Source organism: Dactylosporangium sp. NPDC000521, from assembly GCF_042898305.1.
In the GTDB taxonomy this organism is placed as follows: domain Bacteria; phylum Actinomycetota; class Actinomycetes; order Mycobacteriales; family Micromonosporaceae; genus Dactylosporangium.
Genome location: NZ_JBIAYW010000015.1, coordinates 108,997 through 123,305 on the forward strand (window position 1 = coordinate 108,997; position 14,309 = coordinate 123,305).

Annotated in this window: 12 protein-coding genes; 5 read left to right on the forward strand and 7 right to left on the reverse strand. The window is 72.0% G+C overall.

The features are described from left to right. Both ACFY3L_RS37965 and ACFY3L_RS37970 read left to right on the forward strand, forming a co-directional pair. Window positions 1-948, forward strand: coding sequence for a hypothetical protein (locus ACFY3L_RS37965; protein WP_389335712.1), 948 nt, complete (start codon window positions 1-3; stop codon window positions 946-948). A gap of 4 nt (window positions 949-952) precedes the next feature. Next, window positions 953-3,694 carry a hypothetical protein gene (locus ACFY3L_RS37970; protein ID WP_389335715.1) on the forward strand — a complete coding sequence of 914 codons (2,742 nt, stop codon included), beginning with the start codon at window positions 953-955 and terminating at the stop codon, window positions 3,692-3,694. A 53-nt stretch (window positions 3,695-3,747) separates the two neighbouring features. On the opposite strand, the gene ACFY3L_RS37975 is transcribed toward ACFY3L_RS37970, so the two are convergent. The 7 genes from ACFY3L_RS37975 to ACFY3L_RS38005 all read right to left on the reverse strand — a co-directional run bounded on the left by ACFY3L_RS37975 (window position 3,748) and on the right by ACFY3L_RS38005 (window position 11,309). Further along, entirely contained in the window at window positions 3,748-5,106 is a 1,359-nt protein-coding gene (locus ACFY3L_RS37975; RefSeq protein ID WP_389335718.1) for an FAD-binding protein, read from the reverse strand. Further along, a complete protein-coding gene (locus ACFY3L_RS37980; protein ID WP_389335721.1) occupies window positions 5,103-5,477 on the reverse strand; it encodes a hypothetical protein in 375 nt (124 codons plus the stop codon). The genes ACFY3L_RS37975 and ACFY3L_RS37980 overlap by 4 nt, the downstream gene beginning before the upstream one ends. Before the next feature lie 28 nt (window positions 5,478-5,505). Beyond that, window positions 5,506-6,006, reverse strand: coding sequence for a nuclear transport factor 2 family protein (locus tag ACFY3L_RS37985; protein WP_389335724.1), 501 nt, complete (start codon window positions 6,004-6,006; stop codon window positions 5,506-5,508). Window positions 6,007-6,010: 4 nt separating this feature from the next. After that, window positions 6,011-7,660, reverse strand: coding sequence for an ABC transporter permease (locus ACFY3L_RS37990; protein WP_389335727.1), 1,650 nt, complete (start codon window positions 7,658-7,660; stop codon window positions 6,011-6,013). A gap of 88 nt (window positions 7,661-7,748) precedes the next feature. After that, a complete protein-coding gene (locus ACFY3L_RS37995; protein WP_389335730.1) occupies window positions 7,749-8,876 on the reverse strand; it encodes an ABC transporter ATP-binding protein in 1,128 nt (375 codons plus the stop codon). Between the two features lie 14 nt (window positions 8,877-8,890). Next, a complete protein-coding gene (locus ACFY3L_RS38000; RefSeq protein WP_389335733.1) occupies window positions 8,891-9,970 on the reverse strand; it encodes an ABC transporter substrate-binding protein in 1,080 nt (359 codons plus the stop codon). A gap of 157 nt (window positions 9,971-10,127) precedes the next feature. Further along, window positions 10,128-11,309 (reverse strand): acetyl-CoA C-acyltransferase, encoded by a 1,182-nt coding sequence (locus tag ACFY3L_RS38005; RefSeq protein ID WP_389336014.1) that lies wholly within the window; start codon window positions 11,307-11,309, stop codon window positions 10,128-10,130. 43 nt (window positions 11,310-11,352) lie between these two features. On the opposite strand from ACFY3L_RS38005, the gene ACFY3L_RS38010 reads away from it, so the two are divergent. Genes ACFY3L_RS38010 through ACFY3L_RS38020 form a run of 3 tightly spaced genes read left to right on the forward strand, consistent with a single transcriptional unit; the run spans window position 11,353 to window position 14,077 of the window. Then, on the forward strand, window positions 11,353-12,381 hold the full coding sequence (locus ACFY3L_RS38010; RefSeq protein ID WP_389335736.1) for an LLM class flavin-dependent oxidoreductase: 1,029 nt from the start codon (window positions 11,353-11,355) through the stop codon (window positions 12,379-12,381). Window positions 12,382-12,410: 29 nt separating this feature from the next. Beyond that, complete coding sequence (locus tag ACFY3L_RS38015) at window positions 12,411-13,754, forward strand: acyclic terpene utilization AtuA family protein (RefSeq protein WP_389335739.1); 1,344 nt, start codon at window positions 12,411-12,413, stop codon at window positions 13,752-13,754. Then, window positions 13,751-14,077, forward strand: coding sequence for a hypothetical protein (locus tag ACFY3L_RS38020; protein ID WP_389335742.1), 327 nt, complete (start codon window positions 13,751-13,753; stop codon window positions 14,075-14,077). Before ACFY3L_RS38015 ends, ACFY3L_RS38020 begins: the two co-directional genes overlap by 4 nt. Window positions 14,078-14,309: the final 232 nt, after the last annotated feature.

The window sequence follows — 14,309 nt, forward strand, 5'->3', positions numbered from 1 at the left end:
GTGCCATCGGACGACGAGGGGCTGTACAAGCCGTACGGGCTGGCCGAGTGCCCGTACTCCAACCGGGTGCTCAACCCGTTCGACGATCCCGAGCACGCCAAGCTGTACAGCGAACTGGACGGGTTCGTCGACATGCGGCAGATCGAGGCCAAGCTGGACGAGGCCGTCCGCACCAGGAGGGCGGCCTTCTTCCTCGTCAGCGGGGAGGGCTACAGCGGCCGGACCTCGCTCGCCAACATCATCATGTTCAGGTACTGGCAGCTGCTGAAGCTCAAGGACGCCCTGCCCGTGTACCGCGCCGGGAACCTCGACAACGATCATGAGAAGACGCTGCGGGACACGGTGCTGGGGTTGCGGTGGGAGATGCTGCTCAACTCATCCGCCACCACCGACGCGAAGCTGGATGGGCTGTTCGACAGGATCGAGCGGACGGAGCATCCGGATCCGGGCCTGCAGCAGGCGGCCGCGACGCTCGCCGGCAGGTTCAGTCCCTACGGCGTCTGCTACGAGAAGGTGCCGTCCAAGCAACTCCTCACCGGCGCCATCGAGCTGTTCCGCAAGGCGAGGGCCGTCGTCGTGTTCACCCGCGAGGCCTACGACCACTCCATGACCTTCGAGCTCACGGCCGCGGACCGGCAGCTGTTCAACCGCAGCGGGATGGTGATCGACCTGTCCGGGCTCACCCCACGGCAGGTCAAGCTGCTGGCGGAGGAGCGCTGGACCGGCGAGGCGCCCTACCCGTTCAGCCCGGAGGGGATCGAGGCCAGCTTCGCGCCCGTCTACCAGACCGTCGGCCGGCAGCTCAGGTACCTGGAGCTGCTGCTGTGCAGGCGGCTCATCGACTACGACTCCGACGAGCGGTGGCCCGGGCCGCCCGGGCTGTTCCTCGACCACGACTTCCTCGTCCGCGAGGTCCCGTTCCTGCGCCGCGTCATGGACGGCTGGTGACGGCATGGTGAGCTACCCGTCGCGCAATCCCTTCCCGGCGCAGAGCACCGCCAGCACCGAGCCGATGCGGGACCCCGCGCTGCTGGAGTGGGCCCGGCGGACACCGACCGCCCCGCTCCCCGCCGTCCGGCGGCTGACGGCGCTCTGCGACGACTACATGCGCAGCTTCGACGAGCGGCCCAGGGGCGCGCTCGCCTGGGTGTACGGCATGAACGGCAGCGGCAAGACCCACGCGGCGATGTACGCGAGAGCCCGCAACGCCGCCATGGGGTCCGGCGCGCCGGTGCAGCTGTACGTCAAGCTGCAGGACATCGACTTCGTCGAGGCGTACCGGAAGCTGATGTCGCAGGTCGACCGCGGGCAGCTGCACGAGCTCAGCCTGCGGTACCTCGGCGCCGTCGCCGGCGACGAGGTGTGGCACGACTACGACGAGCAGGCGGCGGCGGCGATCCGCTCCGCGGTGCGGCAGCGCCCGGAGACGCTGCGGACGATGTTCGAGACCCACGTCGTCGAGTCCGGCGCGGTGCTGCAGGCGCAGGCCAGCGAGATGGCACAGGTCACCAGCGCCCGCGCCGTGGTGCAGTTCCAGCGCGCGCTGGCGTTCCTCGACCGTCCCGCGCTGTCCGACGCGGCGTACGCGTGGCTGTGCGGCCAGACCGTCGACGACGCGAAGATGCGCGCGCTCGGCGTCACGGAGCCGATCGCGGACGACCTCATGTGCCAGTACGGGCTGCAGCTGCTGTGCACCATGGTGACCCGTGCCGGGCAACCGTTCGTGCTCGTGCTCGACCAGGGCGAGAAGTACCTGCTCGAGGAGAACCATCTGGTCACCCGCAACGCCGGGTTCATCCAGGAGCTCGCCGAGGCCATCCCCCGGCGCAACGGCATGCTGGTGCTGCTCACCACGCCGACCGCCTGGGCCGAGGTGCAGCCGGACCTGCGCCAGCGGTTCGCTCCCGACACGGTCAGGGTCGACCCGCTGACGCCGCCGGAGGCCGAGCTGGTCGTGCGGGTCTACCTCCGCAAGGCCCGCGACGATCAGAGCGACTCGATGGAGCCGTTCACCGCGGCGGCGGTCAAGGATCTCGTCCACCGCAGCGGCGGCAACATCAGAGCGTTGCTGCAGATGGGCTGGGCGTGCTTCCAGCACGCGAACCACACCCGGGCCGAGATCGGCACGGAACTGGTCGAGCAGGTCCCGCGGCTTCCTCCGCCGCTCGGTCACCTCGAGGCCGCCAAGCTGATGGACGAGGCGTTGTACGCGGCCGGCCTCGACGTCGGCATGCTCCGCGACGGCGAGCCGAGGCCGGCGTTCGCCGTGCCGTCGGCCACGCACCCGTCCTGGATCATCCGGGTCACCGACGCGGTGTTCATCGACGACGAGGCGGAGCAGGCGATCGAGCTGCTGCGCGCCCGCCGCAAGGACGCGGCCGGGGTGCGGCAGGTGCTCGTCATCGCCGGGTACGCCAGTCCGGACGTCCTCGACGTGCTGCGGGCGGCGGCGTCGGAGGTGCTCGTCGCCGACGACCCCGACGCGTTCAAGGCCAGGGCCAGGACCCTGGCCAACACGATCGCGGACGGGTTCCGGCCGGCGCACAGCCTGGCCGACCTCGAGTCGCGGGAGCTGGGGCAGAGCATCCAGGAACTGGCGCTGAAGCTGGACCGGCTGCAGTCGAGCCGGCGCAGCGAGCTGGCCGAGCTGCGGCACGAGATCGGCGCCGCGTTGCAGGGCGGCACCGGCGCGCCGAACTGGTCGGCGCTGCGGCACGAGATCGAGGTCCGGATCGCCCGGGAGCGCACCGAGCGGGCCGCGAGCGAGGTCCGGCAGTTCCTCGCCCACCGGGCGGAGTCGTGGCGGGCCACCCGCACGCGGATGCTCCTGACCGCCGGCGCGCTGGGCCTGGCCGCGCTGCCGCTGCTGCTGTCGCTGATGACGGGGTTCAGGCCGCCGATCTCCGCGGTGATCGCCGGCTCGGTCCTCGCGCTCGCCGCCGCGGCGATCGTCGTGCTGTCCCGGACCGTCGTGGGGGAACGCGCCCGCCGCTACTCGCAGCCGCTCTCGTCCCGGGCCGACATCGAGGACGCCGCTCGGCGGCTGCCGCCGCACCGCAAGGCGCTGCGCGACCCGGACGCCCTGGTGCGCCTCGCCGCCGCCATGACACGGCTGCCCGAGACCGAGGTCGTCGCGGCGCTGGCGGCCGAGCCGGTCGACATCGTGCGGCAGGTGCTGGCGCGGCAGCTGGCCGCGTCCGACACCGTCGAGGTCGACGTGCCAGCCATCGACGGCAGGATCCGCGACGGCGTCAAGGAGTTCGCCTGCCTGCTGGACCGCTCGCCGTCCCGGATGCCGAGCCTCAACCCGTGGATCCAGGCGGTGACGACGGCGACGTCCGAGCAGCTGCGGATCCTGGCCGCGCTCCGGCTGCGGCAGGACCCCGCGTTCGGCAGCCGGTGGCTGGAGGACGCGCCGGCCGACGCCGGGCCCGACGACACGGTCATCCTGCGGGTGCTCGGGCTGGGGCCGGACGGCGCACGGGATCCCCTCGCGAAGGCGTTCGACGACGGGCTGACCGCCTCGGCCGTGCGCACGGAACCCGAGTCCGCGCTGCGGCAGGCGGCCCACCTGGTGTCACCGTTCGACCCCGCCGGCCTCGGCACCTGGGACTTCCTCGGCGTCATCCCCGAGGTCGACAGCCTCTATCTCTTCCTCGAGCAGGCGGCGTTCATCCGCGGATCGGCCGCCTGACCGTCGACGCCCCGGGCGGGCGAGGTGACCGCCCGCCCGGGGATCTCACGGTTTCACGCGAGTGCGGCGACGACCGTCTCCGCGGCGACCAACCCGGTCGCGAACGCGTGGGCCAGGCCGTTGCCCGACAGGTAGGTGTCGGGGCCGTCGCCCGAGATGCCGGCCGCGGCCCCGCCGGCCGCCAGCAGGCCGGGGATCGGCTCGCCGCCGGTGCGCACGACCCGGGCGGCGGTGTCGATCGTCAGGCCGCCCTGGGTGTGCACCAGCCCGCTGGTGACGGCCGACGCGTAGTACGGCGGACGCAGCCGGGGCCGGACGTCGGCGCGCCCGAGCCAGCAGGGGCCGTCCACGGCGGCGTTGTAGCGCTCGACCTCCTCCGCCAGCGCGGCGGCGGGCAGGCCGAAGGCGTCCGCGAGCTCCTCGAGGGTGGCGAAGATCGTGACCGCACCGACCGAGAACGCCTCGGCGTAGGCACCGTTGGCCAGCGCCTGGAGGTGGATCGGCTCGTCGAAGATCTCGATGCCCCGCCCGCCGGGCCGGCGGGCCAGCGCCGCGGCGAACCCCGAGTTGGGGACGTCCTCGCGGGCGAAGCGACGCCCGTCCGCACCGACGATGATGCTGCCCAGGGCCGGAAGTGCGCCGCCGAGCCGGGTGCCGTACTTCGGGTTGAGGTGGCTGTGCCCCTCGTAGGCGGTCAGGTAGGCCGTGCCCGCGCCCAGCCGCAGCCCGATCTCCAGGCCCGCGCCGGTGCTGTTCTCGGAGCCGATGAAGTGGCTGTCGGCGGCGGCGTCACCGATGTGGCGGCGCAGCAGGGCCCGGTTGGCGCCGAACCCGGCGGTGGCGAGCAGGACGTGCCGGGCGCGCAACTGGTCGTGGCCGGTCCCGCCCCGCCGCACGACCACGTCGAGGGCACCGTCGTCGGCGACCTGCACGTCGACCACTTCGGCGGCGTCGACGAAGGAGACGCGGTCGAGGGCGCGCACGTACGATCGCAGGCCGGTGATCAGCTCCTTCCCGGTCTCGGCCGGGGTGCAGTGCAGGCGCCGCACCGAGTGCCCGGAGTACTCGACGGCGTCGATGTGCAGGTCGAGGCCGACGGTGTCGGCCAGTGTGTGCACGACATCGCGGGACCGGTCCGCCACCAGCCCGGCGATGGCGGGGTCGCACCGGCCGCGGTTCTGCCGCAGGATGTCGGCCAGCAGCGTCGCCGGCGAGTCGTCGATGCCGGCCGCCTCCTGGAACCGGGTGCCGGCGCCCTGGACCAGCCCACCGGAGAACTCGGCGTTGCAGCCGCGTCGCAGGTCCTTCTCCAGTACCAGGACGTCGACGCCGGCCGCTGCCGCGGTGAGCGCCGCCAGCAGCCCGGCGGCACCGCCACCGGCCACCACGAACGGCGACGCCGGCGCGGTCATGCCTTGCCCGCGATCTCGTCCGTGATCGCGGTGAAGAACCAGCTGTGGTGCTTGCCGTCGAACAGGTCGGAGCGGGCGGAGATCCAGGGCTTGCGACCGGCCGCCAGCGCCTCCGCCCGTTCGGCCCGCTGGGCCCGGATGGCGGCCTGGGCGTCGGCCAGCTTGCCCTCGGGGATCGTGTAGATCACCAGGTACTTCCAGGTCGCGCCCTCCTCGACCTGCTCGTCGGCGAGCTTGAACCGCTGCGCGGTGGCGAAGCCGTCGAGCTCGTCGACGACCTCGTGCACATGGACGTCGGAGTACCAGGCGTTGAACTCGTCCTCGACCTCCGGACGGGTGTTGCTGAGCACGATCATGACGTTCGATGGCATCGGTGGTTTCTCCGTTCCCGTGGGTCGGTCAGGGCAGGTCGGCGGGGCGCGGCTGGTCGCCGTGCCAGCGCACCCGCAGGTGGTCGGCGAAGCCGGAGGCGAGCTGGTCGACGGGCATCGCATAGATGAAGTTGAGCGACCGGCGCTGGATGAGCCACCGCCCGTCCGACTTCACGTAGCGGTCGTGGTAGCGGTAGGCCGCGACGTGCAGGACCCCGGACAGCACCAGCTCGGCGTGCCCGGAGACCCGGCCGGCGACCAGCTCCCGGGGTGAGGCGCCCTCGACCGGGTCGAGGACCTGTCCGTGGTTGACGTGGTTGGTCAGGTCGTAGCGGCGCATGGAGCCGAGGAAGAACTCCCGGATGCCGTCCGCCCCGTCGACGACCCGGCCGGCCCGCTCGAACTGGGCGTCCGGCGCGAACAGCGAGATCAGCAGGTCGATGTCGCGGTCGTCCCGGGCGAGGGAGTACCTCGCGATCAGCTCCTGCAGCAGCAGGCGGTCCTCGACGGACACGTCGATCTGGGTCACGACCTCACCTCACCAGGAAGAACTTGTCACGCAGGCGCATGACGAGCAGCACGACGGCACTGGCGACCACGGTCATCAGCACGCCGAGGGCGGCCAGCTTGGGGAAGCTGCCACCGGTCCACATGTCGAGGATCACGAATCCCACGACCGGCGTGTGGGTGCCGGCGAGCATGGACGACGCCGTGATGTCGCCCGTCATGAGGACGAACAGCAGCGACCAGCCGGCGATCAGGCTGGGCGCCATCAGCGGCAGGAGAATCCGGCGGGTCGTGGTCGCGTCGCTCGCGCCGGCGACGGCCGACGCCTCGGTCAGCTGCGGGCCGATCTGCTGGTGTGCCGCCGCGGCGTAGAAGGTCGCCTGCGGGATGTAGAGGATCACGTACGCCAGCCCCAGCAGCAGGCTGGTCCCGGCCAGGCCGAACGGCGGGCCCGCGAAGGCGACGATGAACGCCACCGCCAGCACGACGTGGGTCAGCGTCGACGGGATCTTCACGATGCCGTCGACCACGCCGGCGACGAGGCCGGCCCGGCGGGTGACCGTCTGGGTGATCAGCACCGCGAGGAGGACGGCGATGGTGGCGCAGACGACGGCCAGCACGAGGCTGTTGCGCAGACCGCTCCAGACCAGCTCGTTGTCGACCAGGTACCGGTAGTTGACGAACGTGAGCTTGTCCCATTGGATCTTGGCGCCCCAGAACCGCTGCAGCGACACCAGGACCAGCCCGCCCAGCGGCAGCACCGAGGTCAGCAGCAGGAACCCGACCATCGTCAGCCGGGCCACCCACTTCCAGCGGCCGAGGGTCACGGCGGCGCTGGCGCTGGACCGGCCGGTGATGGTCGCGTGGGACCGCAGCGCGACCATGCGGCGCTGCACGAGCCAGCAGGCGCCGACGACGAGGATGACCAGGACGGACAGGCCGAGCGCGCCGCCGGTGTCCCGGGGGTAGTTGTGCGTCATGAGATTGACGATCTCGACCGGCAGGATGTCGATGCCGGCGGGCGTGCCGATGACCAGCGGGATCGAGAAGATGGCCATGCCCATCGTCGCGATCACCAGGATGCTCGCCCCGATCGCCGGCCGCAGCGACGGCAACGTGATCCGGCGGAAGGTGGTCAGCGCGCCCGCCCCCGAGGACCGTGACGCCTCCTCCAGCGCCGGGTCGAGCGACTGCAGCCCGCTGGAGATCGTCAGGTAGGCGTACGGCGTCAGGAACAGCACGTACGCGAAGATCAACCCCGGCCACGAGTAGATGTCGATCGGCCCCTCGGCCACCTTGATCCCGAACATGTCCAGGAACTCGCGGATCCAGCCGTTGAGGAGCCCGGCCTTCGGCGAGGCCAGGAAGACCCAGCCGATCGCGCCGGCGATGGACGGCACGAACATCGGCATGAGCGGCAACATCCGCGCCACGAAGCCCATGCGCGCGTCGGTGCGCTCGTTGATCCAGGCGAAGACCGCCCCGATCGCCAGCGCCAGCACCCCGCCGACGGCGACGGCGAGCACCGTGTTGCCCGCCATCCGCCAGGTCTTCCCGGCGGTGAGGACCTCCACGATCCGGCCCGCGGTGGAGTCACCGCCGACGCCGGCCACGCCGAGCACGGTCCGGCCGAGGGGGTAGACGATGACGAAGACGATGACGATCGTCGCGGCCACGCCGCTGTACCACAGAGCCCCGCGACGACGCGGGCGCGTCGCCGGCGGGGGCTTCGCAGCCGCGGGCGGCACCGGCCGCATGCCGAGGTCAGCTGCCATCGGGCACCACCCACGCGGCGTCGGCGGCGAAGCCGGTGAGGACCCCGGCGCCGGGCACGCCCCACTCGTGGTAGCGGTCCCAGACCCGCACCGTCAGCTCGCCCACCTCGACGATGTACTCGGTGTAGGCGCCCAGCAGGCGGCGGGCCGTCACCACGCCCTTCCAGCCGTCGCGGGCCGACGTGCCCTGCGGCTCCAGCCACCAGTCGTTGGCCCGGGTCACCAGCAGCGCCTCAGGGCCGATGCCGGGCGGGCCGGGCACGTCCACCCGGCCGAGCGCGGTCTGCAGGCCCACCCGGCCGGCCGACTGCGACAGCACCGTGCCCGCGATGAGGTTGCTCGTGCCGACGAAGTCGGCGACGTGGCGGGACGTGGGCCGGAAGTAGACGTCCTGCGGGGTGCCGGTCTGCACGATCCGCCCGCGGTCCAGCACGACGATCTTGTCAGCCAGGTCGAGGGCCTCCACCTGGTCGTGCGTCACGTAGATCGCGGTGAAGCCCCACTCCTCCTGCATGGCCTTGAGCTCGGCCCGGAGGTTCTCCCGGATCTTCGCGTCGATGTTGGACAGCGGCTCGTCGAACAGCACGACCTTGTTGCCCGCGACCAGCGCCCGGGCCAGCGCGACCCGCTGCTGCTGACCGCCCGACAGCTGCCCGATCCGCCGCTCGGCCAGGTGCGCGATCCGGGTCTTCTCCAGCACCTCGACGACCCGCCGCTGCACCTCGGCCTTGGCCGGCCGGGAGCGCCGGGGTCCCGTCGTCAGCGGGTAGGCGACGTTCTGGGCGACACTCATGTGCGGCCACAGCGCGTAGCTCTGGAACACCATCCCGACGGGCCGGTTCTGCGGCTCCAGCAGGACGCGGCCGTCGAGGACGGCGGTCTCGCCGTCCACCAGGATGGTGCCCGCCGTCGGCGTCTCGAGGCCGGCGATGCACCGGAGCAGGGTCGTCTTGCCGCAGCCGCTCGGGCCGAGCAGCACGCAGAACTCGCCGGCCGAGACCTCCAGGTCCACCTCCTGGAGAGCCGGCACCTCGGCGTGCTTGGCGTCCCGGAAGACCATGTGCAGGCCGGAGACCCGGACCCCGGCCTGCGTGGTGCCGGAAGGGCGGTGCAGCATCTCAGGCGCCTGAATCACTTGCCGAGTCCCACGGCAGCGAGCAGCCGCGCCTTGTCGGCCTGCACGGCGGCGGTGTCGGTGGCCCGGTAGTCCTTGGGCATCGGGATGCTCCCCGGGATGCCGGACAGCGGAGAGGCGGCGTAGCCCCGGTTGAGCTGCTCCTGCCCGGTGCGGGTGAGGAGGTAGCCGAGGAGCAGCTTGGCGGCGTTCGGGTGGGGGCCGTCGACGCTGGCCGCGGCGTACTGCTCGACGCCCACCGTCGGCGAGGGGGTCACCGTGGCCACCGGAGCACCGGCGTCGACGACCTCCTTCACTCCGGACAGCACGTTCGGCACCATGAGCAGGCGCTCCCCTGCCGCCAGCTGCTGGGCACCCGGGACGGCGCTGTCGGTCACGGTCGCCTTCAGGGCGGCGAACTGGGTGAGCACGTCCGGGCCGTACTCGGTCTCCATCAGCTTCAGCCACGACAGGTAGAACGGGGTGTTGGCCGGGTTGACCAGGACCACCTTGTTCTTGAACCTGGGGTCGACGATCTTCTGCCAGGTGTCGACGTCGCTCTCCTTGACCTGGTCGGAGTTGTAGGCGATGCCGATCGGCTGGGTGTTGATGAGCGTGTACTGCTCCTTGTGGACGAGCTCCTTCGGCCAGTTCGCGAGCATCGGCGCCTCCGGCTGGGTCAGCTTCGACCACCAGCCCTTGGTGACGCCGTCCTCGAAGAAGGCGGTCTGGGCGACGTTGATGACGTCGCCCTTCACCGCGCCGGCGTCGCGCTCCGAGGCGTAACGCTGCATGAGGGTCGTCGATGTCAGCCGGACGACCTCGACGTCGATGCTGTAGGCGGCCTTGAACCCGGCGGCCACCTCCTTCACGGCGGCCTCGGGGATGGAGGTGTACCACACGACCTTGCCCTCGGCCTGGGCGGCGGCCTTGATGGTCGACTCGGCCAGTCCCTCTGCCTGCTCGGGCTTCTGGCCGACGGTCGAGTCGCCGCCGTCACCGCCGCCGCAACCGGCGAGCAGGAGGCCGGCGGCGGCGACGATGGCGATGGCGAGACGGAGTGATGGCCGGCGCCGCGACGCTCTATAGGACGTCATTGATTCCACCTTCTCGAGTGGGTGAGCGGTGCCGGTCCGCGGGGTGTCGACCGTGCAGTGAGATTCCATGCTCACCATTTCAATGATTAGTCGTAATCTACAGATGCGTGGGCGCCGTCACAACAGTCGACGTGCCTGGATTTCCGACCACTCCCCGTCAGGCGAGCTCGAGCAGCGTGGCGTTGGCCATGCCGCCCCCCTCGCACATCGCCTGCAGCCCGAACCGTTGCCCCTCCCGGCGCATCCGATGCACCAGGGTCGTCATCAGCCGGGCGCCGGTCGCGCCGAGCGGGTGGCCGAGCGCGATCGCGCCGCCCTGCGGGTTGAGCCGGTCCGGGTCGGCCCCGGTCTCGGCGAGCCAGGCCATCGGCACGCTGGAGAAGGCCTCGTTGACCTCGTAGGAGCCGATCTCGGCCAGGGCGACCCCGGACCGCTCCAGCAGGGTGGCGGTCGCGGGGATCGGCCCGGTCAGCATCGCGACCGGGTCGGAGCCGACCACGGTCATGGTGTGCACCCGCGCGAGCGGGGTCAGGCCCCACCGCCGCACCGCCCGCTCCGAGGCGACCAGGACGGCGGCGGCGCCGTCGGAGATCTGGCTCGCCAGCGCCGCCGTGATGCGGCCGCCCTCCCGCAGCGGGGCGAGCCCGGCCAGCTTCTCCGCCGTCGAGTCGGGCCGGGGACCCTCGTCCCGGCGGAGACCGCCGACCTCGACGATCTCGGCGTCGAACTGGCCCGCCGCGGCCGACGCCAGGGCGCGGCGGTGGCTCTCCAGCGCGTACGCCTCCATCGCCGTACGGGACAGGTCCCACCGCTGCGCGATCAGCTCGGCGCCACGGAACTGGGAGATCTCCTGGTCGCCGAAGCGCTCCGCCCAGCGCCGACCGGCCCTGGGGTGGGCCATCCCGCTCTCGACCCCCATCGTGGTCGGCGAGGCGATCGGGACCTGGCTCATCACCTCGACCCCGCCGGCGACCACGAGGTCCTGGGTGCCGGACATGACGGCCTGGGCGGCGAAGTGCACCGCCTGCTGCGACGATCCGCACTGGCGGTCGATGGTCGTGGCGGGCACCGACTCCGGCAGACCGGCGGACAGCGCGGTGGCCCGCCCGATGTTGGACGCCTGCGGGCCAACCTGGCCCACGCAGCCCCAGATCACGTCGTCGATCGCCGGCGGCGGTGCGCCCGCACGGGTCACCAGATCCGACAGCACGGCCGCGCCGAGGTCGGCCGGATGGAGGCCGGCCAGCGCTCCGTTGCGGCGGCCGACGGCCGAGCGCACAGCGCCCACGATGAATGCCTGGAAGACCACGTTCTCCACCTTCCCTTCGCTTGCTCTCATCATTATGATGAGCATAGATTATGCCGATCGATCGGGGAGTCGCGTGCGAGTCGGAGTGATCCTTGGCGATGTCCGGAAGAGCCTGCCGCCGACGGAGCACCTCGACGCCCTGCTGCGCCAGGTCGAGGCTGCGCAGCGCAACGGCTTCTCGCACATCACGATGGGCCAGCACTTCCTCTACGGCGATCTGCGCTGGCTCCAGCCGATCCCGACGCTCGCCCGCCTCGCCGCCGAGCTGGACGAGCACGTCACCCTGGCCACGACGATCGTCCAGGCGCCGCTCTACCACCCGGTGATGCTGGCCGAGGACCTGGCCACGCTCGACATCCTCACCCGCGGCCGGCTCGTCGTCGGCATCGGTGCCGGCTACCGGCGGGACGAGTTCGAAGCCCTCGGCATCGACTACACCCAGCGGTTCCGGATGCTCGAGGAGAGCATCCACATCATGAAACAGGTGTGGACGCGGGACGAGGTCTCCTACGCCGGCCGGTACTGGTCCGTGCGGGACGGGCACACCCACATCCAGCCGTTCCAGAGCCCGCATCCGCCGCTGTGGCTGGGCGCCATGGGCGAGCAGGGGGTCCGGCGGTCGGCCCGGCTCGGCGACGGCTGGCCGGTCACGCCCGAGATCCGGGGCCCGGAGCTGGTGCGGCTGATGTCGCTCTACGAGGACGAGCGGATCCGGCTCGGCCGCCCGCTCGTGCGCCAGCCGCTCCGGCGCGAGATCATCCCCGCCGCCAGCACCGAGGCGGCCTACGAGCGGTTCGAGGCGATGGCCAAGGAGCGGCTGCTCGCCTACGCCAACCGGCAGCTGTCCACCCGCGACGCCGGCGAGCTCGACCGCGAGTTCCGGGAGGTCGCCCGCAAGGAGACCTTCATCGGCACGCCCGACGAGTGCGTGCGCCAGATCGCCGGGTTCGCGCGGGTCTTCCCGGTCGACCCGATCCTGGTCCGGGCGCAATGGCCGACCATGAGCGGCGATGACGTCGTCGCCTACCTCGACGACCTCGGGCGCGACATCGTGCCCGCGATCGCCGGGATCACCTCGGTCGACCGCGTCGTGCGGGCCTGAATTCTCTCACCGTACGAAGGAGGTTCGCAGTGGTCGATCGGCAACCCGCGGCGGTCCTGAGCATCGGCTCGGGGTCGGCGTACGCGGACGACCGGCTCGACGCGGTCGCGGCCATGGCCGACAGCGGGCGGGTCACCTACCTGGGCTTCGACTGCCTGGCGGAGCGCACGCTCGCGCTGGCCCAGATCCGGCGGATGGCCGACCCGGCCGCGGGGCACGACCGGCGGATCGGCGCGCTGCTGCCGCTGCTGCACCGCTACCTCGCCGCCGGCGGCCGGGTCGTCGGCAACTTCGGGGCGGCCAACCCCGAAGCCGCCCGGGACGAGTTCGCCCGCGGTCTGGCCCGGCTCGGCCTGCGCGGCGTGCGCATCGGCACGATCCACGGCGACGACGTGCGCCACGTGCTGGCCGGTCACGACGTGGAGCTGCCCGAGCTCGGGGTGACCGTCAAGGAGCTCGGCGACCGGGTCGTGTCGGCGAACGCCTACATCGGCGCCGACGGCATCGTCGACTGCCTGCGCCAGGACGCCCAGATCATCCTGGGCGGACGGCTGGCCGACCCGTCGCTGTTCGTCGGGCCGATCTGCCACGAGCTGGGCTGGGCGCTGGACGACTGGGACCGCGTCGGCCTGGCCACCCTGGCCGGGCACCTGCTCGAATGCGGCGTCCACTCGACCGGCGGCAACTACGAGGACCCGCCCTACCGCGTGGTGCCCGACCCGCACAACCTCGGCTTCCCGATCGGCGAGATCACCGACGGCGCGGTGACCATCACCAAGCTGCCCGGCACCGGCGGCCTGGTCGACGCCATGACGATGAAGACCCAGCTCTACTACGAGATCCACGACCCGGCCACCTACCTCACCCCGGACGTCACCGCCGACTTCAGTGCCGTCGACGTGGACGACCTCGGCGGGAACCGGGTCCGGGTCACCGGCGCCCGGGGCCGGGCCCGGCCCGGCACCCTCAAGGTGCTCGTCGGCGTGGACCAGGGCTGGCGCGCGGTCGGCGAGATGTCCTACGGCGGGCCGGGCTGTGTGGAGCGGGCCCGCCGGGCCGAGGAGATCGTGCGCCGGCGGCTGGAGCCGTACGCCTCCGACATCGACGAGCTTCGCATCGATCTCCAGGGCGTCGACTCGCTGTACGGCGACCAGCTGCGCGGGGGCAGGCCGAGCGAGGTGCGGTTGCGGCTGGCGGTCCGGTCGCTGTCGCGCGAGGTGGCGGCGACGGCCGCCCACGAGACCGAGCTGCTGTACTTCGGCCCCGCCGGCGGCGGTGGCAACACGACCTCGATCGTGCCCGCGATCGGGGTCACGCCGGCCTACGTGCCGCGGGAGCTGGTTCCGATCGAGGTGGAGGTGAGCGAGTCGTGAGCACCGTCAAGCTCCGTGAGATCGCGGCGAGCCGGTCGGGGGACAAGGGCGACGTCAGCAACATCTGCGTCTTCGTCTACGACCCCGCGCACTACCCGGCGCTGGTCCGGGAGCTGACCGCCGAGCGGGTCGCGGCGGCGTTCGGGCCGATCGCCCGAGGCCCGGTCACCCGCTACGAGCTGCCCCGGGTACACGGGCTGAACTTCGTGCTGCAGCAGGCCCTCGGCGGCGGGGTCTCGATGACCCTGCGGGTCGACCCGCACGGCAAGGCGCTCCAGTCACTCATCCTCGACCTCGACATCGCCCTGGAGCCGGCAGCGTGAGCGGCCCGGAGCGCAGCGGAGGGCTGCGAACCATGAGCGCAGTGCTTGGGTCGCGGCGGCGCCGGAGCGAAGCGGAGGTGACGGCGCGCGGTCCGGAGCGGAGCGGAGGGCCGCGAACCATGGGCGCAGTGCTTGGGTCGCGGCGGCGCCGGAGCGAAGCGGAGGTGACGGCGCGCGGCCCGGAGCGGAGCGGAGGGCTGCGAACCATGGGCGCAGTGCTTGGGTCGCGGCG

Excerpts from the sequence above, each read along its gene's own strand:
- ACFY3L_RS37970 (WP_389335715.1), top strand. The coding sequence starts at position 953 with ATGGTGAGCTACCCGTCGCGCAATCCCTTCCCGGCGCAGAGCACCGCC.
- ACFY3L_RS37975 (WP_389335718.1), bottom strand. The coding sequence starts at position 5,106 with ATGACCGCGCCGGCGTCGCCGTTCGTGGTGGCCGGTGGCGGTGCCGCC.
- ACFY3L_RS37980 (WP_389335721.1), bottom strand. The coding sequence starts at position 5,477 with ATGCCATCGAACGTCATGATCGTGCTCAGCAACACCCGTCCGGAGGTC.
- ACFY3L_RS37995 (WP_389335730.1), bottom strand. The coding sequence starts at position 8,876 with ATGCTGCACCGCCCTTCCGGCACCACGCAGGCCGGGGTCCGGGTCTCC.
- ACFY3L_RS38000 (WP_389335733.1), bottom strand. The coding sequence starts at position 9,970 with ATGACGTCCTATAGAGCGTCGCGGCGCCGGCCATCACTCCGTCTCGCC.
- ACFY3L_RS38005 (WP_389336014.1), bottom strand. The coding sequence starts at position 11,309 with ATGAGAGCAAGCGAAGGGAAGGTGGAGAACGTGGTCTTCCAGGCATTC.